Origin of the sequence: Streptomyces sp. NPDC097640 (genome assembly GCF_040302705.1) — a bacterium.
Classification (GTDB): Bacteria; Actinomycetota; Actinomycetes; order Streptomycetales; family Streptomycetaceae; genus Streptomyces.
In genome coordinates, this window is the sequence record NZ_JBEOSB010000009.1 from 294,063 (window position 1) to 317,793 (window position 23,731).

General features: G+C 69.9%; 17 protein-coding genes. 11 read left to right on the forward strand and 6 right to left on the reverse strand.

All coding sequences use genetic code 11. The features are described from left to right. Positions 1 to 88: 88 nt before the first annotated feature. Both ABTY62_RS16920 and ABTY62_RS16925 read left to right on the forward strand, forming a co-directional pair. A complete protein-coding gene (locus ABTY62_RS16920; protein ID WP_352130180.1) occupies positions 89 to 1,129 on the forward strand; it encodes an inosamine-phosphate amidinotransferase 1 in 1,041 nt (346 codons plus the stop codon). Positions 1,130 to 1,170: 41 nt separating this feature from the next. Then, a complete protein-coding gene (locus tag ABTY62_RS16925) occupies positions 1,171 to 2,298 on the forward strand; it encodes a beta-methylarginine biosynthesis bifunctional aminotransferase (protein ID WP_352130181.1) in 1,128 nt (375 codons plus the stop codon). Here the strand turns inward: ABTY62_RS16925 and ABTY62_RS16930 are convergent. Beyond that, on the reverse strand, positions 2,295 to 3,329 hold the full coding sequence (locus tag ABTY62_RS16930) for a 2-ketoarginine methyltransferase (RefSeq protein WP_352130182.1): 1,035 nt from the start codon (positions 3,327 to 3,329) through the stop codon (positions 2,295 to 2,297). The two genes, ABTY62_RS16925 and ABTY62_RS16930, sit on opposite strands and share 4 nt — an antisense overlap. A 225-nt stretch (positions 3,330 to 3,554) precedes the next feature. On the opposite strand from ABTY62_RS16930, the gene ABTY62_RS16935 reads away from it, so the two are divergent. After that, on the forward strand, positions 3,555 to 9,773 hold the full coding sequence (locus tag ABTY62_RS16935) for a non-ribosomal peptide synthetase (RefSeq protein ID WP_352130183.1): 6,219 nt from the start codon (positions 3,555 to 3,557) through the stop codon (positions 9,771 to 9,773). 54 nt (positions 9,774 to 9,827) lie between these two features. Here ABTY62_RS16935 and ABTY62_RS16940 read toward each other — a convergent pair whose 3' ends face one another. The 4 genes from ABTY62_RS16940 to ABTY62_RS16955 all read right to left on the reverse strand — a co-directional run bounded on the left by ABTY62_RS16940 (position 9,828) and on the right by ABTY62_RS16955 (position 14,771). Next, a complete protein-coding gene (locus tag ABTY62_RS16940) occupies positions 9,828 to 10,289 on the reverse strand; it encodes a potassium channel family protein (RefSeq protein ID WP_352130184.1) in 462 nt (153 codons plus the stop codon). Positions 10,290 to 10,387: 98 nt separating this feature from the next. After that, on the reverse strand, positions 10,388 to 11,986 hold the full coding sequence (locus ABTY62_RS16945) for an MFS transporter (protein ID WP_352130186.1): 1,599 nt from the start codon (positions 11,984 to 11,986) through the stop codon (positions 10,388 to 10,390). 198 nt (positions 11,987 to 12,184) lie between these two features. After that, positions 12,185 to 14,047: a sensor histidine kinase gene (locus ABTY62_RS16950; protein WP_352130187.1), complete on the reverse strand. Its 1,863-nt coding sequence runs from the start codon at positions 14,045 to 14,047 to the stop codon at positions 12,185 to 12,187. Beyond that, the gene (locus ABTY62_RS16955) at positions 14,040 to 14,771 is read right to left on the reverse strand and encodes a response regulator transcription factor (RefSeq protein WP_352130188.1); all 732 of its coding nucleotides are present in this window, start codon (positions 14,769 to 14,771) and stop codon (positions 14,040 to 14,042) included. The genes ABTY62_RS16950 and ABTY62_RS16955 overlap by 8 nt, the downstream gene beginning before the upstream one ends. A 133-nt stretch (positions 14,772 to 14,904) precedes the next feature. On the opposite strand from ABTY62_RS16955, the gene ABTY62_RS16960 reads away from it, so the two are divergent. From ABTY62_RS16960 to ABTY62_RS16995, 8 genes are all read left to right on the forward strand, one after another. Beyond that, on the forward strand, positions 14,905 to 15,576 hold the full coding sequence (locus tag ABTY62_RS16960; protein ID WP_352130189.1) for a hypothetical protein: 672 nt from the start codon (positions 14,905 to 14,907) through the stop codon (positions 15,574 to 15,576). After that, positions 15,566 to 16,453, forward strand: a complete 888-nt coding sequence (locus ABTY62_RS16965; RefSeq protein ID WP_352130190.1) for a hypothetical protein — start codon at positions 15,566 to 15,568, stop codon at positions 16,451 to 16,453. The genes ABTY62_RS16960 and ABTY62_RS16965 overlap by 11 nt, the downstream gene beginning before the upstream one ends. 2 nt (positions 16,454 to 16,455) lie before the next feature. Continuing rightward, positions 16,456 to 16,710, forward strand: coding sequence for an efflux RND transporter periplasmic adaptor subunit (locus ABTY62_RS16970; RefSeq protein WP_352130191.1), 255 nt, complete (start codon positions 16,456 to 16,458; stop codon positions 16,708 to 16,710). Further along, positions 16,707 to 17,459 carry an ABC transporter ATP-binding protein gene (locus ABTY62_RS16975; protein ID WP_352130192.1) on the forward strand — a complete coding sequence of 251 codons (753 nt, stop codon included), beginning with the start codon at positions 16,707 to 16,709 and terminating at the stop codon, positions 17,457 to 17,459. The genes ABTY62_RS16970 and ABTY62_RS16975 overlap by 4 nt, the downstream gene beginning before the upstream one ends. Further along, complete coding sequence (locus ABTY62_RS16980) at positions 17,456 to 18,682, forward strand: ABC transporter permease (protein WP_352130193.1); 1,227 nt, start codon at positions 17,456 to 17,458, stop codon at positions 18,680 to 18,682. Before ABTY62_RS16975 ends, ABTY62_RS16980 begins: the two co-directional genes overlap by 4 nt. 22 nt (positions 18,683 to 18,704) lie before the next feature. Further along, complete coding sequence (locus tag ABTY62_RS16985) at positions 18,705 to 19,373, forward strand: TetR/AcrR family transcriptional regulator (RefSeq protein ID WP_352130194.1); 669 nt, start codon at positions 18,705 to 18,707, stop codon at positions 19,371 to 19,373. A 361-nt stretch (positions 19,374 to 19,734) separates the two neighbouring features. Further along, complete coding sequence (locus ABTY62_RS16990) at positions 19,735 to 22,398, forward strand: FHA domain-containing protein (RefSeq protein ID WP_352130195.1); 2,664 nt, start codon at positions 19,735 to 19,737, stop codon at positions 22,396 to 22,398. A gap of 145 nt (positions 22,399 to 22,543) precedes the next feature. Beyond that, positions 22,544 to 23,446 carry a phosphotransferase family protein gene (locus ABTY62_RS16995; protein ID WP_352130196.1) on the forward strand — a complete coding sequence of 301 codons (903 nt, stop codon included), beginning with the start codon at positions 22,544 to 22,546 and terminating at the stop codon, positions 23,444 to 23,446. Between the two features lie 77 nt (positions 23,447 to 23,523). Here the strand turns inward: ABTY62_RS16995 and ABTY62_RS17000 are convergent, their stop codons facing one another. Continuing rightward, positions 23,524 to 23,697, reverse strand: coding sequence for a hypothetical protein (locus tag ABTY62_RS17000; protein WP_352130197.1), 174 nt, complete (start codon positions 23,695 to 23,697; stop codon positions 23,524 to 23,526). Positions 23,698 to 23,731 lie beyond the last annotated feature (34 nt).

The following is a 23,731-nucleotide window of genomic DNA, read 5'->3' on the forward strand; positions in this document are numbered from 1 at the left end:
CGTTTGATGGCGAGAACGGGCACTGGACCGTTATGCGGCCCGCCTGCCCGGTGGAGGCCATGGCAGCCGACTCGACGGGGGAAGCCGGATGAGTCTGGTCAATGTGCACAACGAGTGGGATCCGCTCGAAGAAGTCATCATCGGCACCGTGGCAGGCGCTCGCGTACCGGTCCCCGACAGGGGCCTTTTCGCTCTGGAGTACCCGGAATACGGCACGGTGGACAAAATCCCGTCCGGTCCGTATGCGCGGCATATTGTCGAGGAGACCGAGCATGAGTTGTCCATGCTCTGTGAGGAGCTCACGAAGCTCGGCGTGAAGGTCCGGCGGCCCGAGGCCCGTGATCACGCGGCGAAGCTCGCCACCCCGGACTGGCAGACCGACGGCTTCTACGACTACTGCCCGCGCGATGTCTTTCTGACCGTGGGCAGCACCGTCATCGAGACCCCCATGGTTCTCCGGTCGAGATTCCTGGAACCCTTCGCGTACAAGAACATGCTGCTGGAGTTCTTCGAAAGCGGAGCGCGATGGATATCGGCACCGAAGCCACGGCTCGGCGACGACATGTACGACCTGGACGCCGAGCCCGGGCGCCGGCTCGGAAACCTGGAACCGGCATTCGATGCCGCCAACGTGATGCGCTGCGGGACGGATCTGCTGTATCTGGTGTCGGACAGCGGAAATGAACTCGGCTGGAAATGGCTCCAGTCGGCGCTGGGGGACGCCTACACGGTTCATCCCTGCCGTGACATCTATACGGGGACCCATATCGACACCACCATCGTCCCGCTCCGGCCCGGACTCGTCCTCCTCAATCCCGAGCGCGTCAACGACAAGAACCTGCCGGACTACCTCCGCGGCTGGGACCACCTGTGGTGCCCGGACATGACCGAGACCGAGTATGCGGGCGAGCACCCCTACGGTTCCCCCTGGGTCGGTATGAACCTCCTGGTCATCAGGGAGGATCTGGTCGTGGCGGACGACCGGCAGCCCGCGCTCCTCCGCGCTCTCGAGAAGCGCGGGATCGACGTCCTTCCGATGCGCCTTACCCACGCGCGCACCCTGGGAGGATCGTTCCACTGCGTCTCCCTCGACATACGCAGAAGCGGAACACTGGAGACGTACCGCTGATGCGATCGGAGTTCACTGAAAAGGACCGCGTAACACCGGCCGTGTCCGCCCTTCAGCGTCGGCTGGCCATCGCCGAGTCACGACCCGGCGAACCATGGTCGGTACTCGTCGAGAATGTTCCCTGCTGGCCGGAGGGGACGCGGCCGGAATCCCGTACGGCTGCTCCGGATTCCGACGCCGCCCCGTACTTCTACGCGCCTTCGCAGGGGCTTCCGGTCCTGCGCGAGGCCATAGCCCGGCGCGAGCGCGAACTGTCCGGAAGCGCGGTCGTCCACCCGTCGAACATCGTGGTCAGTGCGGGCGGCATGCACGCCCTGGGGCTTGTGTTCCGGGACAGCGTCGCCAGGGGATACCGGAAGGCGGTCTGCCAGGCTCCGGTGTTCCGCGGAGTGCACGACGCGATGCTGGCGGCCGGGCTGTCGGTCGAGACGCTCCCGCTCACGGGCACGGCGGAGGACTGGAACGGGCTCGACCTGGTGTGCCGCGAGCCCACGGTCCTGTACGTCAATTTCCCGCACAACCCCACGGGAGCCACGGCGGCGCCCGGATATCCGCGTTTCCTGAGCCGGTTCGCGGATACGCACGACGTCCTGGTGGTCTACGACGCCGTTTACGATTCTTTCTCCTTCGGGCCGGAATTCTGTGCCGCTCCCGTCGATCTGGCCGTCAACAGGACCGATATGGTCGTGGTGAACTCCATGTCGAAGAACTACGGACGGCCCGGCGACCGGATCGGCTGGATCACCGGGCACGAGGAGACGGTCGGGCGGCTCGTCCCCCGTCTGGAGTGGGAGGCTGTTTCGATCAACAGCCGGGCGCAGCAGATCGCGGCGGACATCATCGGCCAGGGGAATGCCGCGCTGGTCGAGGGGGTTCGGGCCGGCCGCGACGCCATACGGCAGAGCGCGGCCGGCCACAAACTCCTTGACGCCCCGCTGCCGAACGGCGGCACCCAGCTCTGGCTGGACCTCCGGATGGCCGATGTCGAGGCTTTCGCCGACTTCGCTCTCGACGAATACCGGCTCGTGCTCACGACATCGGAGAACTACGCCCCGGTGATCCCGGGATTCATTCGCTTTCCCACCGGCCTGGCACCGCGGACCATCCGGGAAGGTCTCGCACTGCTCGATCGGGCCATGGACGCCTGGGCAGTCCGGCAGCGGACCTAGCCCGCCTTCCGGACAAGGAAGCCGAGTTCAAGGCCGGTCGAGTCGACCTCCGGGTCGGTGGTCAGGCATTCCACGACCGAACCACCCGCTTCGGCGAAGAGGTCCCGCCAGAAGTCGGCGGTCTCGAGCCGCTGCTCCGTCACCTGGTGCAAGAGGTAGTAGGGATTGTAGTAGGCCAGCCCCAGGCCATGCCTCATGACAGCGGGGTCGGTGGGCCGATGGTCGACCTCCACAACAATGAGATAGGACTCCGGCGCCTGCTCCAGAGCGGAGCGCACAAGCGCGACCACTGCCCCGCGGTCGCGCTGTTCCAGTACTTCCTGAAGGGAAAACGCCGTAATGAAGCAGACCGAGCGGTGCGGCAGATCGAGTGTGCGGGACAGGAAATCCTGAGCCGTGGACACATCGAACGTCACGTCCTCCGCGCGCCCCTGTTCCCGGGAGAGCGTACGAGCGCGCGCGATACTGCTCGCGTCCGGGTCGATGCCGATTCCCGGGCCGCGGTCCGCACAGATTTCGAGCAGGAACGAGCCGTCCCCGCAGCCGAGATCGACCACGACGCCGGGCGTGTCCGGCAACAGCGCCAGTAGGCGCCGTACCAGCGGGATGGCATCGTGGCGGCTGATCCCGCAGCTGCCCAGGCCCACCATGCCGCCGTTACGTCCCGCATACGCCCTCGGGTCGGCCATGACGGCCGGCAGTTCCCCAAGGGTCGCGGAATACCCGCCGATCAGCAGCTCGTACCACGGCCGGAACCGACGCGCCTCCTCCCCCTTGTGCGTCAGCCGTGGGGAGGTCTCCGTATCGCGCACGATGCCCTCGGCCGCGAAGTAGCGCAGGAGGCCGAGGAGGCGCTCGGGGTCCATGCTCAACCGCTTCGCCACCTCCGCCGACGACCGGTCGCCTGTCGTCCCGTCGGCAGCCAGTTCGTCCAGCAGCCCGGAGGTCAGGCCGAACTCGATCGCCTGCGCCAGGAAGAAGTGGCGCACCGGTTGCAGCGCCTCCACCAGGCGAGGTTCGAAATCATTCATTTGCGATATATCCCTTTCGAGCGCCCCGCGAATCCATAAAATATGGCATGCGAATATGGCAAGCGGCCATGCTCGGGCGGCGTGACGCAGAATACGATTGAGCTGCGGACCTCGGCACTTGAAGCCGTAGTGTGAGGGAAGATAGGCAGGTTGGCGGTAATGCCCGAAAAGAAGTCTTCAGACGGTCCTTCTGCGTCAATGGCGCCTCGCCCCGAGATGTTGCCGTTGTCCCCGGCGCAGCGTGGCCTGTGGTCCCTGTATCAGCTGCATGGCCCCGACGCGACGCACAACGTCCCGCTGGTCACCCGGATCCAGGGGGCGGTGGACCGCGACGCGCTGACCGCGGCACTGGCCGACCTCACGGCACGGCACGAGGCCCTGCGCACGCTCTGCGCCGAGCGCGACGGGGTGCCCGTTCAGATCGTCATCCCCGCCGACCAGGCCCGGCCCCGGCCGCGGTTCACCGACACCACGGCCGAGCAGACGGAGCAGGCCATCGCCCGGGCCTGCGCCCACGCCATCGATCTGTCCGCCGACCTTCCCCTGCACGCCGAACTCATCACCACCGGCCCACAGGACGCCACCCTCGTATTGAGTGTCCACCGCATCGCCATGGACACCTGGTCCGTACGCCCGTTGCTCAGGGATTTCGACACCGCCTACACGGCGCGCGCGGGTGGCGGGGCCCCACAGTGGGGCCCTTCGCCCCGTTACGCCGATCACGTGACCGAAGCGGTCAACCGGCTCCAGCAGCTGGGCGACCGCCAACGCGGTTACTGGAAAGACCAGTTGCTTCACCTGCCCGAGGAGCTGAGGTTGCCCGCCGACCGGCCTCGCGGGGAGGGGGCCGGCGACCGGGCCGCCACCGTGGACTTCACGGTCGGCGCGGAGCCGGCGCGGGCGCTGTGCGCCTCGGCCCTCGGCCGAGGCGTCAGCATGTCCACGGTGGCTCAGGCGGCCGTCGCCGCCCTGCTGCACCGCGTCGGCGCGGGCGACGACATCCCGCTCGGCATACCGGTCTCCGGCCGACCCCAGGGAGAATCGCGGGAGCTGGTCGGCCGCTTCGCGAACTCCCTGGTGCTGCGGGTCGACCTCTCCGGGGCCGGGGCCGGGGCCATGGGCTTCGATGAACTTCTCACCCAGGTCCATGCCACGTTCCTGGCGGCCCACGAGCACCGGGACCTGCCGTTCGAGGAACTGGTCGAGGCGACCGGCACGGCGGTCCGCCGCGGGCCGGCGCAACATCCGCTCCTCCAGGTGATGGTGGGCCCGCTCGCGGCCGTCGCCGCCCCCGAGGCGTACCCGATCGATCAGCGGGCGGACGGGTACGACCTCCGGTTCGACTTCGCCGAACAGGAGCCCGACGGCCGCCTTCACGGGCGGATCGCCTACCGCCCCGATGTCTTCGACACACACACGGCCGAATCGCTCGCCCGGCGACTGGTCCGCCTGCTGGAGCACGTGGCGGCGGACCCGGAACAGCCGGTGGGCCGACTGGACGTGCTGGTCGCGGACGAGCGGGCGTGGGCCGTGGACGGGTGGAACGACACCGCCCATGAGGTGCCGTCCACGACCCTGCCGGAGCTCTTCCGGGCGCAGGTGGCGCGGACACCCGACGCGACCGCGCTGGTCTTCCGGGACGAGCGGCTGACGTATGCCGACCTGGACGCACGCGTGGAGCGGCTGGCACGGGTGCTCGCCGGGAAGGGCGCGGGGCCGGGGGAGACGGTGGCGGTCGCGCTGCCGCGCTCGGTGGAGCTGGTGGCGACGCTGCTCGCGGTGCACCGTACAGGGGCGGCCTATCTGCCGCTGGACACCCAATATCCCGCCGAGCGGACCGCCTTCATGCTGGACGACGCCCGTCCGGTCCTCGTCCTGGACGGGGCGGCGCCGGACGGCCCTCCCGGTGAGTTGCCGAAGGCGTACGCTCCGAACCTGCCGGCCTACGTGATCTACACATCGGGCTCGACCGGCCGCCCCAAGGGTGTGGTCGTGCCGCACGCGGGCATCGTCAACCGACTGCTGTGGATGCGGGACGAGTACGGGCTGAGCGCCGCCGACCGGGTGCTCCAGAAGACGTCCGCGAGCTTCGACGTGTCGGTGTGGGAGTTCTTCCTGCCGCTGATCACCGGGGCCACACTGGTCGTGGCCGAGCCCGACGGCCACCGCGACCCGGCCTATCTCTCCGAGCTCATCGAGACCGAGCGGATCACCACCGTCCACTTCGTGCCGTCGATGCTGGAGGTGTTCCTGGACGCGCTCGCGGCAGAGCCGTCAGCGGCCGGGTGCACCACGGTGCGGCGCGTCATCTGTAGCGGCGAGGCCCTGCCCGCGCCGCTCGCCGGACGCTTCCACCGGCTCCTGCCGACCGCCGAGCTGCACAACCTCTACGGCCCGACCGAGGCATCGGTGGATGTGACGGCGGCCCGGGTCACCCCCGGCGCGGAACCGGTCCCCATCGGCCGCCCGGTCTGGAACACCCGGGTCTACGTCCTGGACACCGCCCTCCAGCCGGTGCCTCCGGGTGCCGTGGGGGAGCTCTACCTCGCGGGCGCCCAGCTGGCCCATGGCTATCTGTCCCGCCCCGGCCTGACCGCGGGGCGGTTCGTGGCCGACCCGTACGGGGATGCCCCCGGCGCTCGCATGTACCGCACCGGTGACCTGGGCCGACGGACCCGGGACGGGGTGCTGGAGTACCTGGGCCGGGTGGACGACCAGGTCAAGGTGCACGGCTTCCGGATCGAGCCCGGCGAGATCGAGGCGGTCCTGAGCCTGCACGAGTCGGTGGCCCGCGCCGTCGTGGTGGCCCATGAACAGCGGCTGCTGGCGTATGTGGTGCCCGCCCCGGGCCGGGTGCCGAACGCCACCGAGCTCCGTGCTCACGTCCGGTCGGTACTGCCCGAGCACATGGTCCCGTCCGCCGTCACCGCCCTCGACGCCCTGCCGCTCACGCCGAACGGCAAGCTGGACCGCAAGGCCCTTCCGGCGCCCCCGGCGCACGCCCCGGGCCCCGATGGTCCGGCGGCCCTGGGCGAGACCGAACGGGAGCTGGGCGCGCTCTTCGCCGAGGCGCTGGGCGTGCCCCGGGTCGGCCCCGACGACGGCTTCTTCGACCTGGGCGGTCACTCACTGCTCGCCATCCGCCTGATCAATCGCATCCGAGTCCGGTTCGGCGTCCGGCTGAAGGTGCGCACCCTGTTCGAAGCCCCGACCGTCGCCCAACTCGCCCCGCACCTAACCGAGGAGTCGGCCGACCGGACACCACCGGGGGTGGTGGCGGTCGTGCCGCGCCCCGAGGTGCTGCCGTTGTCCCCCGTCCAGCGTGGCCTGTGGTTCCTCCATCAGCTGCACGGCCCCGACGCGACGCACAACGTCCCGCTGGTCACCCGGATCCAGGGGGCGGTGGACCGCGACGCGCTGACCGCGGCACTGGCCGACCTCACGGCACGGCACGAGGCCCTGCGCACGCTCTGCGCCGAGCGCGACGGGGTGCCCGTTCAGATCGTCGTCCCCGCCGACCGGGCCCGGCCGCGGCCGCGGTTCACCGACACCACGGCCGACCAGACGGAGCAGGCCATCGCCCGGGCCTGCGCCCACGCCATCGACCTGTCCACCGACCTTCCCCTGCACGCCGAACTCATCACCACCGGCCCCCAGGACGCCACCCTCGTCCTGACCATCCACCACATCGCCATCGACGCCTGGTCCATGAGGCCGCTGACCGCCGATCTGGCCCGCGCCTACGCGACCCGCACCCGGGGTGAGGCCCCCGACTGGGAGCCGCTGCCCGTCCAGTACGCGGACTACGCGCTCTGGTACGAGGACACGCTCGGGGACGCCGGTGATCCGGCCGGTGCGCGGAGCCACCAGCTCGACTACTGGCGTGCGGCCCTGGCGGGCCTGCCCGAGGAGCTGACGCTGCCCGCCGACCGGCCCCGCCCGGCCCGCGCTTCCCGCCGCGGCGGCCAGGTCGGACTGCCGATCGACCAGGAACTGGACCAGCGGCTGCGCCAACTGGCCCGGACCCACGGGGTCACCCCCTTCATGGTGGCCCAGGCCGCCCTGGCCGCCCTCTTCACCCAGCTGGGCGCCGGCACCGACATCCCGCTGGGCACCGTCGTCGCGGCACGCCCCGACCACACCCTGCATGACCTCGTCGGCTATTTCCTCAACACCCTGGTCCTGCGTACCGACACCAGCGGCGACCCCGCCTTCTCCGACCTGCTCGCCCGGGTTCGCGCGACCGATCTGGCCGCCTTCGAGAACCAGCAGCTCCCCTTCGACCGCCTGGTGGAAGAACTCCAGCCGACGCGCTCCCCGTCACGCAATCCCCTCTTCCAGACGGCACTTGTCTGGACCGACGCCGCCGGCGCCGCCCTCGAGCTGCCCGGTCTTCGCTGCGAGCCCGGCCCGGTGCCGCTGGACGTCGCGAAGTTCGACCTCGAATTCGAGTTCAGCGAGCACCGCGGCGCCGGGCTCACGCTGAGCGTCGGATACGCGGAGGACCTCTACGCCCCCGCGACCGCGCTCAGCCTGGGCCGGCGGCTGATCCAGTTGCTGGAGCAGGCGACGGCCGCCCCCGATGCCCGGCTCAGCACCTACCAGGTGCTCCTCCCCGACGAGAGGAAGCGGATCCTCGCCGAGTGGGGCCACGGCACCGAGGTCGAGCCGGCGACCGTCCCCGACCTGTTCGAGGAGCAGGTGCGGCAGCGACCGGGCGCCATCGCCGTCGAGGACGGCGACGGGGGACTCACGTACGCCGAGTTGAGCCGATGCGTCAACCGGCTGGCACGCTGTCTGATCGAGCGCGGAGTGGGTCCCGAGGTCACCGTCGCCGTGTCGATGGAGCGCGGGCCCGGCCTCCTGGTGGCCATGCTGGCGGTGCTCACCGCGGGCGGGGTGTACCTGCCGATCGACCCGGCGTATCCCCCGACGCGCATGGCCTTCATGCTGGCGGACACCGCGGCCACGATGGCGCTGGTGGACGACCCCGCGCGGCTCGGCGACGCGGACATCGAAACCACCGTGCTGGGCGGCCTCGACCTGGCGGGCTTCCCCGCCACCGAGGTGAGCGACGACGACCGCCTCGGGCCGCTGAATATCGCCTCCACGGCATATGTGATCTACACCTCCGGTTCCACGGGGATGCCCAAGGGCGTCGCGGTCCCCCACACCGGGATCACCCGGCTGGTCAGCACCCAGACATCCGCCTTGGGAGTCGGCCCGCAGAGCGTGGTGCTTCAGCTGGCCTCGATCGGCTTCGACGCGTCCGTGTGGGAGGTCGTCATGGCCCTGCTCACCGGCGCGAGGCTGCGGTTCAGCCGGCCCGAGGCACTCGCCGAGGCCGAGCACGGCCGTACGCCCGCGCACGGCCGTACGCCCGCGCACGGCGCGACGCACGTGCTGCTCCCGCCGGCGCTGCTGTCCGCGCTGCCCTCGGCCGCCCTGCCGGCCGGAACGACGATCATCACCGCGGCCGAGGCGATACCGCAGACGCTGGCCGACCTCTGGTCCGTCGAGAACCCGCTGTTCAATCTCTACGGGCCGACCGAGGTCACCGTGGGATCCACCGGCACCTTCCTGGCCCCGGGCCGCCCCGTCACCATCGGCGGACCCGTCGCCGGCACCCAGGCATACGTCCTGGACGACGCCCTGCGGCCGGTGCCGCCCGGAGTCGGCGGCGAGCTGTATCTCGCGGGCCCGGGCGTGGTCCGGGGATACGTCGGACGCGCGGGACTCACGGCCACCCGGTTCGTCGCGTGCCCGTTCGGCGCGGCCGGGGAACGGATGTACCGGACCGGTGACATGGTCCGCTGGACGGCCGACGGCAACCTGCTCTTCCTGGGCCGTACCGACGACCAGGTCAAGCTCCGCGGCTTCCGGATCGAGCCGGGAGAGATCGAAGCCACCCTGACGGCCCTGCCCGGAGTACGGAGTGCCGTGGTGACACTGCGCGAGGACCGGCCCGGCGACAAACGACTCGTCGCCTACGTGATAGCGGACACCGGCGCCGCGCTGGACACGGCCGCGCTCGCCGACCGGCTCGGCGAGCGCCTGCCCACGTACATGGTGCCGTCGGCCTTCGTGCAGCTGGCGGCACTGCCTCTGACGATCAACGCCAAGCTGGACCGTGCCGCGCTGCCCGCCCCCGACCACACGGCCGCCTCGACCTCGCAACTCCCCCGCAACGCCCGGGAAGAAGCCCTGTGCACGCTGTTCGCCGACATCCTGGGGGTACCCGGAGTCAGCCGGGACGACAGTTTCTTCGAGTTGGGCGGGCACTCACTGCTCGCCATGCTCCTGGTCAACCGCGTCCGCGCGCAGTTCGGGACCGGCCTTGACCTCCAGACCGTCTTCGAGGCTCCCACAGTCGCCGAACTGGCGCCTCACCTGGACAACGGCCGACGCGCTCGCCCGGTACTGCGCCCGAGGGACAGATCCTGACTGACCGATCCGTGCTGGCGCGCTGGAAGTGGTGCCGAACCCACACCGCCCCGGTCAGCCACCACGGTGGTGCAGGGCGGTCTCGACCGCCCTGACCACCAGGCGGGCGGCGAGGACGATGAGCAGGATGTCGGCCGTCATCTGCGTCATGACGATGACGCGGGCGGTCTGTGAGTAGGCGGTGATGTCGCCGAAGCCCACGGTGCTGAACATGCTGAGGGCGAAGTACAGGGAGTCGGTCCGGGTGAGCGGCTCGCTGAAGCTGCCGGGTTCGGAGCGTTCGAGCAGGTAGTAGGTGGTGGCGAAGAGCAGGAGGAACAGGGGGAGGGTGGTGGCCAGTGCCTCGACCGCCCGCAGCCGGGGATGCCGGGAGCGGGCGATCGAGCGGATCTGCCAGGTGAACAGGGCCAGCAGTGCCAGGAGCCCGAGGACGAGAGCGGTGGTTGCGCTGCCGGTGAGTCTCGGGCCCATGGGCAGCAGGTAGTAGGCGGCGACGAGGCCGGTCGCCGTCGACACGGCGCGCACTGCCGCCGGGAGCGCCGGCGCGCGCCCGAATGTCCCGGAGCGCCGGGGCCGGGGGGTGGATCCTTCCCCGGGCCGGTGGCTGGGGCCGCTCATGTCCTGGCCTCACGTCCTGTCCGGGCGAGGCGGGCGGTGGGCAGGTGGCGAGTGAAGGCGAGGCCGGTGAGGGTGATGCCGACGGTCGCCAGGATGGCGGTTCTCAGGCCGGCGAGCTGGGCGGCGGCGTAGTCGTCGACGAGCGCCTCGGTCTCGGACGGCGGCAGCCCCTCGCGCTCGGCGGCAGCGCGCACGTGGTCGGTGCTGACGAAGCTGATGCCGGCTTCGATGGCGATGCCGGTCTGCTGTCGTGCGGCCTCGGAGATCCGCGGGTTGTCGGCGATGAGTGAGGTGAAGGCGCCGGCGAGAGCGCCGATGAGGATGGCGCCGATCAGGGCGGTGCCGAGGGAGGAGCCCAGGTTCTGGGCGGTGTACTGCAGGCCGCCGACCTCGCTGCGTTCGGCCTCCCCCACGCTGGACTGGACGACGTTGCCGAGCTGGGAGGCGAGCAGGCCCAGCCCGATGCCCAGCACGGCCATGGCGAGCGCGAAGGACAGGTCGTCGATGCGCGGACGGACGGTCGCGAGCAGCCACACGATCGCGGCGAGCAGCACCAATAGACCGAGACGCACAGTGATGCGGGGGCCGGCGACGCGGCCGAGGAGGGGACCGCTCATCGATGCCACCAGCATGGTGACCGATATCGGCAGCAGCCTGAGGCCTGTCTGGAAGGCGTCGAAGCCCTGGACGACCTGGAGGTAGAGGGGGATGACGAAGAACAGGCCCAGCAGCACGAGGTTCTGGACGAGCAGCATGGCAAGTCCCGCCCGCAGGGGCGGGACGCCCAGCAGCGAAAGCCGCACCAGCGGCTCCCGGCCGCGGCCTTCCAGGTGTCGCTCCCATGCCCACAGCAGCCACAGGGCCGCCGCTCCCGCGGTGATGACGAATACGGTGGGGGAGAAGCCGAGCACCGTGAACGGGGGGTTGCGGGGCTCCAGCCATCCCCAGGAACTGCTCTGCAGGACACCCAGGACGATCAAGGCCAGGCCAAGAGCGGACAGGATGGCGCCTCCGAGGTCGAGGCGGACTGGGGGGCCGGTCCGGGGGTGGTCCTGGATCCAGCGGACGCCGCACAGGATCAGCGCCACGACGACGACCTCGCCGGCGAAGACCACCCGCCAGGTCAGGTACGTGGTCGCCCAGCCGCCGAGCAGTGGCCCGACCGCGATGCCCGCTCCGGCCAGGCCGCCGATGACGCCGTAGGCCACGGCGCGCTCCCGGCCTGTGTAGGTGCCGCCGACGAGGGCGGCCAGAGCGGGGAGGACCAGCGCGGCGCCGAGCCCCTCGATCACCGACCACCCAAGGGTGAGGACCCACAGGGTGGGGGCCGCCGCGGTGAGCGCGGACCCCGTGGCGTAGACGACCAGTCCGATGGCGAAGACCCGGCGCCGCCCGAACATGTCACCGAGCTTGCCTCCGGTGATCATGAAGGCGGCCATGACCAGGGTGTAGACGGTGATGACGGCCTGGATGGCGGTGACGTCGGTGTGGAAGTCCTCGACCAGCCGGCTGATCGAGACGTTCATCACCGAGGTGTCCAGCACCATCAGGAACTGGGCGGTGCCCAGCACGGCCAACGCCCGCCAACGCCGCATCGCACCCACCTCCGCATTCCGGTCCCGCGAGCCCACGCATGCGTGTGTGAGCGGCAGCCGCGACGCCAGCATAAGGGGACAAAGGGAATGTTTCGTACTCTCGGTGATGCGGAGTGCCACGGTCGGCGTGAGCCATTCACACCGCCGCTTCACCTCGTCCCGGCCCCCGGGCCGTGGCCGACCGGCGTTCGCCGGGGGTCATGGCAGGTCGTGGCCCAGGTGTCGCGGTCCGGGTTCCGCGGTGCTTGAGTGGCGCGGCAGGTGGAGCGTGAAGGTCGAGCCGACGTTCGGAGTGCTGACCGCGGTGACCGTTCCCTTGTGCGCTTCGGCCAGGCGGCGCACGATGGCCAGCCCGAGGCCGCTCCCGCCGCTCTGCCTGCCGCGGGACTTCTCCGCGCGCCAGAACCGGTCGAAGACATGCGGCAACTCGTCGGCCGAGATCCCGGTTCCGGTGTCCGCCACGTCGATCACCACGGTCTCGGGATCGGCACGGGCGCTCAGGGTGACGGATCCTCCCGCGGGTGTGTGGCGAATCGCGTTCGACACGAGGTTGCCCACCATCTGCCGTGCCCGTACGGGATCGGCCATGACCACGATGGCCTCGCCGTCCGCCACGGTGACAGTGACACCTGCTGCCGCCGCGGTGGCCTGGTTGGCCATGGCCGTGGCCGACAGCAGTTCGGAGACCTGCACGGGCTCCGGAGCCAGGCGCAGCTCGCCGGCCTCGGCTGCCGAGAGATCCCGGAGATCGTCGATGATGTGCTGAAGCTGGCGCGACTGTCCCAGCAGGGAGGTCACCAGATCGACGTCGGGACGTGCGATGCCGTCCTCGACCGCCTCGAGCCAGCCCCGGATGTTGCTCACCGGGGTGCGCAGCTCATGTGCGATGTCGTTGGTCATGTCCCGGCGTACTGCCTCCAGTTGTTCGCGGCGTTGCGACATCGCGTTGAACGCGGTCGACAGCCTCGCGATCTCATCGCCTCCCCGTACCGGCACACGTGTGGACAACTCGCCGGCTTCCATGCGCATGGCCGCTTCGGTGAGTGTTCTGAGCGGCTTCACCAGGCGGATGCCCGCCAACGTGGTCACGGCCACCGTCATCACGAGCACGGCCGCGGACCAGCCGGCGATGCGGAGCTTGTTCGCGGGGGAGAGGTCGAAGAACGTCGTCGCGGTACGCCCGGGGCTGCCGACGTACATCAGGGCGGTGGGTGCGACGTACGGCGCCAGTTGCTGACTGCGGCTTGTCGTCAGGCATGAGGAGACTGCCGAGGCCGGGGGCGCGTGGCGGGTTCGCGCCTCCCAGCTGCCGTCGAGGGCCAGGCTCACTCCGTCCGTCTGCCGACGGGCGAGGCACGAGTTGACGAGCGCGTTGAGCGACGCCAGGGCTTCGGCTTCCTGCGGTGTCGGATCAGCGAGCACGGTGGTGGAGCAGCGTTGGTCACCGAGGGCGGGCACACCGCCCGGTGTCGGCACCACCACTCTCGGCCGTCCACTGGGCATCATCTGAACGTGGGCCCGGACGCCGTCGAACGAGCGCAGGCAGATGACCACCCGGTCCGCGGTGACCTTCAGCCGTTCACTGTCCTCCTTGGACAGCCTGAACGGGCCCACGGCCCGGGGGTCGATCCGCTCCGTCCCCAAGCCGTCATCCGTGCCCTTGCTCAGCTCCGGGTCGACGGCCAGCGGGTCGACGACCGCGGTCGCCTTGTGCGGAGGCTGGAAGGGACGGTTCTGGCCGGCAGCCGAGTCCGCCAGGGGATGGCCGCCCTTGCCGAGAAGAACGATGCGGTGACCGGTCGACTGCGCCAGCCGGTTCACGGTGGGACGGACGCCACTCCAGCTCGGATGAGTCGCGGCGTATCCCAGCAGGGTGTCGTAGACCCGGGCATCGTCGGCCAGCGCCTGTCCCCGCTCACGGCTGAGTACGACGGCGGTGGTCTGGAGCACCACCCACGCGGTCGCGGTGATCGAGCAGACCGACACGAGAGCCGACACCGCCAGCAGACGTATCAGGAGACTGCGCCGCAGCGGTACGGCGGAGATCCGGGCCCTACCCACGCGGCGGAGTCCGCTGGTCGTCCGTGAGCTTGTAACCCACTCCGTACACCGTCACCAGAGGCATGACGTGCTCCGTGTCCGGTTGTGCGTCCTTGATCTTGCGGCGCAGGTTCATGATGTGGACATCGACTGTTCTGGGGGTGATGAAGGGGTCGGCCCCGTGCAGACGCTCGAGGATCTGCGCCCTGGACAGGACCTGGCCCGGGTGCTCGGCGAGCATGTCGAGCACGCGGAACTCCCCGAGCGTGCAGCGGATCGCACGTCCGTACGCCCACACCTCGTGACGGGCACGGTCGACCGTCACCGGGCCGGCCCGCAGAACGGGGGAGTGTGCTTCCCGGTCGGCAGCGGTATCCGTACCCCGGTCGCTCCGCCGTAGCAGCGACCGGATGCGCGCCATGAGTTCGCGCGGGCTGAACGGCTTCGTCATGTAGTCATCCGCGCCCAGGTCCAGGCCGAGCAGGAGGTCGTCCTCGGACGCTCTGGCCGTCAGCATGAGCACGGGAAGGTCCGCGAGACGGGGCTCCGCACGCACGACGCGACACACATCGAGCCCATCGACCCGCGGCATCATCACATCGAGGACCAGCAGGTCCGGGCGTTGGCCGCGCAGCAGGTCGAGAGCCGCGCGGCCGTCATGAGCCAGGGACACCAGGTGGCCCTCGTGCTCCAGGTAACGGCGGACCAGTTCGGCCTGGTCGGGGTCGTCTTCAGCCACCACCACATGTGCACACGTGGCGTCAGTCTAGGAACAGGACAGCGGTCTTCCGCCCGTTCGGGGCCTGCTCCGCGCGGGAATACCGGACCACCAAAGGTCCCTGACAGTTGCCTGACAATGCTGCTGAAAGCTGTTCGGCATGTACACGAATTCGCCCCTGACCCCCCATCCGATCGACGCCCGCCGCCCGGGCCTTCGGCTCCTCGCCGTCGGCCTGGCCGTGGCCGCCGGAATGACACTGGCCGCCTGTAGCAGCGGCGAGGGCGGCCGGAGCAGTTCCGGCAAGAGTGTGGACAGTTTGGCGTCCGGCACACCGACAAGCGGAGACGCGGCATCGAAGGGCGGCACCCACGACTCGGCCGTTGAGGCCAAGCGTTCCCAGCTGAGGCTGGACACCTCCCCGGAAGAGGACCAGCGGCTCACGGACGCCTACAACGCGTGCCTCCAGGCTCACGGTGTCCCGATGAACCAGGAGAGGGCGGCTGCGGCAGGCGCCAAACAGGCACCCCCCAAGGTGGGCGAGGCGGATTCCCCCAAGTACCGGCCCGCCTACGACGCCTGTCTCGTCAAGCTGCCGCGGCAGCCTCCCGAGACCAGCCCCGAGACCAACCCTCACTACGCGGACGACTACCGCGCGTACGTCAAGTGTCTTCAGAACCGCGGCATGAAGATCCACCTCATCTCCGACACGAGTGTCAGCCCGGACGGCCTGGCCTGGACCTTCGACGACGACACCACGGGCAGCCTCCCCGAATCCAAGATCGACCAGGCCGACCGGTCCTGTTCGCTGGAGGCGTTCGGTGGCAAGTAGCAGCTCGCCCCAGAAGCGGCCGCGGCGGGCTGCCCACAACGCGACCGCGGTCGCGGTGGTGCTCGCCGTCGCCGCGGGCGGGATCTACGGCGCGAAAGCACTGTCGGACCAAGGCAAGCGGCAGCAACCCGGCCCCGCCGCGGCTCCCTCGGCCCAGACCACCCGGGTCAAGCGGGCTGATCTCTCCGATTCCCAGACCCTGCCCGGAGTGCTCGGCTTCGAAGGGCGTATCACGGTGAAGGGAACCGGGAAGGGCGTCATCAGCCGACTGCCCGCCTCCGGCTCGGTCGTCGCGCGAGGAAAACCCCTGTACTGGGTCGATGACGAGCCGGTCACGGCGTTCTTCGGCGACACTCCGTTCTTCCGCACGCTCGACAAGGCGGGAACGACCGGGCGGGATGTGACCGTCCTCGTCGAGAACCTGGAGGCTCTCGGTTACGACATCGGTCCCCGGCCCCGGCAGTCGTCGGAGCCGGCTCCGGGCGGTGACGCTGGTGGCATCGGCACCGAACTGACCACCGGAGTACTCGAAGCGCTCAAGCGCTGGCAGCACGACACGGGCCGGAAGCCGACCGGAACACTGGACCCGGGCCGGGTGATGGTCCTGTCCGGTCCCTCGCGCGTCGACGCCGTCATGGCGCAGCTGGGCGACCCGGCCGCCGAGTCCGTACTCACCCTGACCGCACAGCAGAAGACGGTCACGGTCAAGGTCGACGCGGGGAGCGCCGACTCCATTCACAAGGGCGCCGAAGTCACCATCGTCCTCCCCGACACCAAGAGTGTTCCCGGCAAGGTCGTGTCCGTCAGCACCACCGTGCAGGGCGGTGGCGACACCGACGCGGGCGACGGCACCGACACGGCCCCACGCTCCAGGTGAAGGTGCGGCCGACGCACAGCGCCGATGTCGCCAAGATCGACGCAGCGTCCGTACAGGTTGTCTTTACAGCCGAGACCAGGAAGAACGTCCTTGTGGTCCCGGTAGGCGCCCTCCTCGCCCTGAGCGAGGGCGGATACGCGTTGCAACGCCCCGGCGGGAAGCTGGTCGGCGTCACGACCGGCCTCTTCGCCAAGGGGCTCGTGGAGGTCAGGGGCGCCGGCGTCGAGGAAGGCGGCGTGGTGGTGACGGCATCATGACCATCCCGCCGGGAACGCGGGGCGCCGACTGCCAGGGCCATGACCGGGCTCCGATCGTGCTCGCCGTGCGCAACGTCAGCAAGGTGTTCGCGGGAGGGGTCACCGCCCTCGATGACGTATCCCTGACCATCCGGGCGGGCGAGTTGCTGGCGATCGTCGGCCGCTCGGGTTCCGGCAAGTCCACCTTGCTGAACATCATGGGCACCCTCGACCGACCGACCGGCGGCACGGTCCGGATCGGCGACCGGGACGCCGCACGACTGTCCGACCGGGAACTGTCCGCGCTGCGCGGACGATGGCTGGGATTCGTCTTCCAGCACTTCCACCTCACGGACGGCCTCACCGCGGAGGAGAACGTCGCCACAGGACTGCTCTACGCGGGCGTGCCACGCCGTCGGCGTCACCCGATGGCCGTGGCCGCCCTGGACCGCGTCGGTCTCGCCCACCGCACCCGCCACCTGCCGCACCAGCTCTCGGGAGGCGAACGCCAGCGGGTGGCCATCGCCCGAGCACTGGTCAACGAGCCCGCGCTGGTACTCGCCGACGAGCCGACCGGCGCCCTCGACACCGTGAACGGACAGTCCGTGCTCACTCTGCTCACCCAGCTGAACAGCGAAGGCACCACCATCGCCGTGATCACCCATGACCGGGACATCGCATTGCGCCTGCCACGCCGGATCGAGATGCGTGACGGGCGTGTCATGACGGACTCACACGATGAGGCGCTCACCTCCGGGAGCGGCGCGTGACCCGCGGGAAGGCTCACCACGAAGACCCGGCCCGGCCCGTGCGGCTGGCGCCGTCGGACGTCCTGCGCCTCGGCCTGCTCGGGATCCGCGTCCGCCGGATGAGGGCGGCTCTCTCCGCGCTCGGCATTTCGATCGGCATCCTCACCCTGGTCCTGGTCACCGGCATCCCGGCGTCGAGTCAGCGTGCCCTCAACGAGCAACTCGCGGCGCTGGGGACGAACCTGCTGCGGGCCCAGCCACAGCCCAACCAACGGCCCCCCGTGCTGCTGCCGCCGGAAGCGGCGAAGATGGCTGCCAGGATCGGTCCGGTGAGCCGCACGAGTGCCGTCGCCAACACGCATACGATCGTCCGGCGCTCCGACCGGACAGACCCCAACGACGGGCTCGGGCTCAGCGTTCTCGCCAGCCAGAACGACCTGCTTCCCACCGTGAACGGCCGCGTGAGATCGGGCCGCTTCCTGAGCCCGTCCACCGACCGGCTGCCCACCGTCGTGCTCGGCCACCAGGCCGCCGCCCGGCTCGGTATTCCTCGCATCGTTCCGGGTCAGCAGGGACAGCAGGTCATCATCGATCAGACGTGGTTCAGCGTCATCGGCATCCTCGACCCGGTACCACTCGCCGAGGACCTCGACCGCTCCGTACTGGTGGGCTGGCAGACGGCGAAACGGGAGCTCGGCTTCGACGGACACCCCACCGTCGTCTATGTGCGGGCCGATGAAGACGCCATGGAAGCCGTGGCCGACGTCCTTCCCGCCACCGTGTACCCGCAGCTCCCCGGGCTGGTGCAGGTCAGCCGGCCATCCGATGCCCTGGCCGTCAAGCGTGCGGCGGACAGCACGTTCTCGGCTCTCTTCCTGGGGCTGTCGGGGGTGGCACTGCTGGTCGGCGGCATCGGAGTCGCCAACACCATATACATCTCCGTCCTCGAACGGCGCGGTGAGATCGGTCTCCGGCGTGCGCTGGGGGCCAACCGCAGTCAGATCCGGGGCCAGTTCATGACCGAGTCCGTGGTGCTCTCGCTGCTCGGCGGCGTGGCCGGGACAGTGATGGGCACTCTGGCCACGGTCGCCTACGTGACGTATCAGGGCTGGCCGCCGGTGATCCCGATGACCGCCATCGCCATGGGCACGGGCGGGGCGACAGCCATCGGCGTCCTGGCCGGGGTCTACCCCTCCGTACGTGCCGCCCGCCTGGCACCCACCGAGGCGCTGAGCACCGCGTGAGCGCCGGAGAGGGGAGGGGTTGATGAGTGCCATGGCGACGGAGAGCCGCCCTGCGGGAGGGATGAGTGAGCGGCGGCGTTCGCGGTTGCGGTTGGAGATTTCGCGGGAGGCGGCGCGTCTGTTCTGGAAGCAGGGTGTGGCTGCGACGAGTGGTGATCAGATCGCGGATGCGGTGGGGTTGTCGACGCGTACGATCTGGCGGCATTTCCGGAGCAAGGAGGCGTGTGCCGAGCCGATCGTGATGCAGGGCGTCGTGACATTGATGAGTGTGCTGCGCGGCTGGCCGAAGGACAGGTCTCTTGAGGACCACCTGGTGGGGGAGTTGGTCCGGCTTCAGTATGAGACGCGGCCGGTCGATCTGGCGGATGAGATGCTGGCGATGAAGATGATCCGGCTGGCCGACACCGAGCCTGCGTTGCGTACGGCCTGGCTGATGGTCTGTGACCAGATCGAGCGGCAGATGCGGGTGATCATCGGTGATCGGCTGGGGCGTGCGGCGGGTGATCTGGAGGTGCGGGTGCACGCTGCGGCCGCTGCCGCGGTGGTGCGGGTGCTGGACGAGCAGATCGGCGTCGCCTTCCTCGTCGGCGCCGACGCCACGGAGCTGACGGAGGTGAAGGCCGCCGCCCACCGGTTCGCCCACGCGATCCGCGCGGCCACCGGCGGGGCCGTCGGTGACCCCATCGCCTGACCGAACAGAGATCGGCGGGGCACGGGCCGGGAGCAATGTGCGCGCGGCGCGGGTACGCGGTGTGGATTCCCGGCTCCGCGCCATGACACGCAACCTCCGCGTGTCCCGAGCCCTCTTCCCTACCGGCCATGACCGTACGCGCCGATGTGCGCTGGTCCGGGCCGCACACGGCTGACCGACTCCGGTTCCGACTCCACGAGGACACACCGCCCTGATGCCCGACGAACACCCACGGCCCGCCGATCAGCCGGTCCGCGTACCGGCCGGTGATGGTTCGCCACCTCGCGCTGCAGGAACCGTCCGAGCCGTCGTCTATCCTCGCGCAGACGGCCTCGGTGTACACGATCGACTTGGGACGGACATGCCGGAACTCGTACTGCATGCCAGTGGACGCACCTGGACCCTGGAGGCGTCCCGGAGCTACACCATCGGGCGTGACCAGCAGGCCGACATCTCGTTCATCGACCGCCGAGTCTCCCGGCGGCACGTCGTGATCCGTTGCGACGGCGGAACGTGGGTCATCGAAGATCTCGGCAGTGCTAACGGCACGTTCGCCGAAGGGCGTCGTATTCAGCGGATCGAGATCGGTCACGGTTCGATCATCCGGCTGGGAGAGGTCTCCACCGGCATGCGGCTGGACTTCACCGAAGCCTCGGCGGCGGTGAGTGACGATCAGGTGCGTGCCGACGTCCGGATACGCGAGGGGCAGCCCCAGGCCGAGGCCCGTCCCAAGGTCCGGGATGCGGCGGATCGGGGCACGTCGGTGGCCGCCGCCACACCCCCGGTGGTGCCCGGTCCCCGGCCGGGAGAGGTTCCGGGAGCCCCCATGGGGGCGGCGGCAGCCCGTGGCGACGACCAGTTCCGGCCCCTCCCTCACCACCCCGCATCCGGTTTCGCCCGTGCCGCAGTTCCCCCGACTCCCGGAGACGCGGGTGACCCCCGGGACAATCGCCGGTCCGAAGGACCCGCGGCCGGTCCCCGCGGAGCCGCCGCAGCCCTTTCCATCGACCGGGACCCCTCGGGCGTCTACCCACTCGTCCTGGGGCAACGGCTGCGTATCGGCCGCGGGCCGGAAAACGAACTCGTGGTGGAGGGCCCGTATGTCTCCCGCCACCACGCGGAGTTCCGGCCCCTGCCCGATGGCCGCTTCGAAATCGTCGACCTCGGAAGCCACAACGGCACCTATGTCAATGGGCAGCCCGTGGACCGCCGGATCATCGGCCCGTACGACATCGTCGGTGTCGGCCACTCCACCTTCCGGCTCGCCGGGGACCGGCTGGAGGAGTTCGTCGACACCGGTGAGGTGTCCTTCACCGCCCGCAACCTGACAGTGACCGTCGGGCGCGGCAAGACCATCCTGGACGACGTCTCCTTCGGCGTCCCCGAGAAGTCGCTGGTCGCGGTGATCGGGCCGTCGGGCTCCGGGAAGTCCACCCTTCTGCGCGCACTCACCGGATACCGGCCCGCGGACCGTGGCCAGGTGTTCTATGACCACCGCGATCTCTACGCCCAGTTCGCCGAGTTGCGCCACCGTATCGGCCTCGTCCCACAGGATGACATCCTGCACAAGGAGCTGACCGTCGACGTCGCTCTGAAATACGCCGCCAGGCTCCGCTTCCCCGGTGACACCAAGGCGGCCGAGCGCAAGGCCCGTATCGACGAGGTGCTCCAGGAGCTCAGACTCGACGTCCACCGGGGCAAGAAGGTCGCCTCACTCTCCGGCGGTCAGCGCAAACGGGTTTCCGTTGCCCTGGAACTGCTGACCAAACCGTCCCTGCTCTTCCTCGACGAGCCCACCTCCGGTCTGGACCCGGGCCTGGACCGTAATGTCATGAAGTTGCTGCGGGAGCTCGCCGACGACGGCCGCACCGTGCTCGTGGTCACGCACTCGGTCGCCGAACTGGCCCTGTGCGACCGGGTGTTGGTCCTGGCGCCCGGTGGCTCCGTGGCGTACTTCGGTCCCCCGGGCGAGGCCCTGGACTTCTTCGGTCACGAAAGCTGGGCCGATGTCTTCTCCGCCTTCGAGGACCATCGCGACGACGACTGGGGCGGGCGCTGGCGGGCTTCCCGGCAGTACGACCGGTGCGCCGCCGAGATCGACTCGGCCGAACCGCCGCAGCAGTCGGGCACCCCGGCGACGCAGCCGCCCGCGCGAGCCCGGCGGCCCAAACCACAAAGCTGGCTGGGCCAGTTGTGGACGTTGATGCGCCGCTATGCGTCGGTCATCGCCTCCGACAAGGGCTTCATGGCGCTGATGCTGCTGCTCCCGGCCGTGCTGGGCGGAGTGAGCTGTCTGGTTCCGGCGACATTCGGACTCGCCCCGCCGCCGCCCGACAGCCGTTTCCGCTACAACCAGGAGTCCGGAACCATTCTGCTGGTGCTGGTCGTCGGCATGTGCTTCTCCGGCGCGGCCAACTCCGTACGCGAATTGATCAAAGAGCGGGTGATCTACGAACGGGAGAGAGCCACGGGGCTGTCCCGATCGGCGTATCTGATGTCGAAGGTGATCGTCCTCGGTCTGATCACCGCCGTGCAGGGTGTCGTCATCTGCGCCATCGGCTTCTCCGTCCGGCAGCTGCCCGCCCAGGGGCTGCTCATGCCCACGGCCGTCGAGGTCTGCGTGGTCATCAGCGCGCTGGGCTTCACCACCATGATGTTCGGTCTGGTCATCTCCGCGCTGGTGAGGACCCCGGAGAAGACCATGCCGCTGCTCGTGATGTTCGCCGTCGTCCAGGTCGTCTTCACCGGGGTTCTCTTCCAGCTGTTCGACTCTCCGGGCATCGAACAGATCGGCTGGCTGATGCCCGCCCGCTGGGCGGTCGCCGGCGCCGGGACCACACTCGACCTCGCGCACACCATGCCGCCCTGGAATCTCGACAAGCCGGACGATGTCGACCCGCTGTGGGCCCACACCGTCGCCCAGTGGGGCATCGACCTCGGTGTGCTCCTGGCCATCGGGCTGGTCTGCGGCTTCGCGGTGGCCCGCCTGCTGCGCCGGCACGAACCCGAGGTCATGCGGGACTAGGGCTTTATCACGCCCGGCCCGGCTGTGCGGAGGCCGACAAACTGGCGCTCCTGGCCTCGTCCACACTCACGCCGACCGACCCGACCAGGGGGATCGGCTGCCCCGAGATGAGGCGGTGGCTGTGCGACCGTTGACACTGGCTTGGGTGAGCCGGCACCTGGAGGTCGGCGAACGGGTCGTCAGAACCGAGGCGCCGCACGGCGGCATCACTGCCGAGGTGCGGAGGCTGACCATCGGTACGCGGGACGGAGGCACCCGTGACCTGGTGCTGCGGACCTTCGTCGACGTGGAGCACGCCGAGGACTGGCTGAACAGGGGGGCCGGCGCCCTGACCCTGCTCACGGGGACCGGCGTGCCGGCTCCTGGACTGGTCGCGGTTGATCCGACCGCCGCGCATTGCGAGTATCCGTCGCTCCTGAGGACACATCTGGCGGGCCGGACGGTCCTCGACGATGAGGGATTGGAGACGCGCGTTCCCCTGCTGGCCCGTCAACTCGTGGCGATCCACGCGTTGCGGCCTGCCGAACGGCCCCCGGAGTACGTGGCGTTGACGACCGCCGACACCGTCGTGGTTCCGAACGGCGCCGACGCGGCGGTATGGGCCGCGGCGATCGACGTGATCCGCAAGCCCGCGCCGCCCTACGAGGGGCGATTCCTGCACCGGGACTTTCAGCCCGGCAATGTGCTGTTCGACGTGCCGCCTTCAGGGCCGGCCGGTGCCCGGATCACCGGCGTCGTCGACTGGGCAGCGACCTCCTGGGGCCCGGCAGATCTCGATGTGGCGCACTGCTCCACCAATCTCGCGCTGCTGCACGGCCCCGCGTGGGGTCTGCGGTTCGCTGAGGCGTATGAGGAGGCCGGCGGGGTGCTGGCCGCGGCCGCCAGCGAGCGGCTGTACTGGCAGGTGCGGGACGGGCTGGCGTGCTCGGAGGAAGTGCGGCTGGTGGCGCAGGCATGGCGGGAGGCAGGGAGAACAGAGCTGACGACGCCAGCCGTGGAGGAGCGGCTGGATGCCTATGTCACCGCCCTGATGGACACGCTGGGCTGAGCCGAAGCAGGCCCGGGCCCGGCGGCGAGCGCCGGGCCCGGCTGCGACGGGGGCGTTCGTTCCGACGCCGAACAGCACTAACGGCCCTGGTGGGGGCACTGGATGTCGTGTCCGCCCGCGGCGAGTCCCTTGCCGTCGATGTCGAAGGGAACCAGGGCCATCTGAAGCCGCCCGCAGGCGCAGCGGCTCCAGACCACGACACCCTTGCTGGTGGTGTGCCGGGAAACGATGGTGTTCGTTTTGGTGTTCATGGCAGCAGGATGACCCGGGACAACCGTTGCGGTC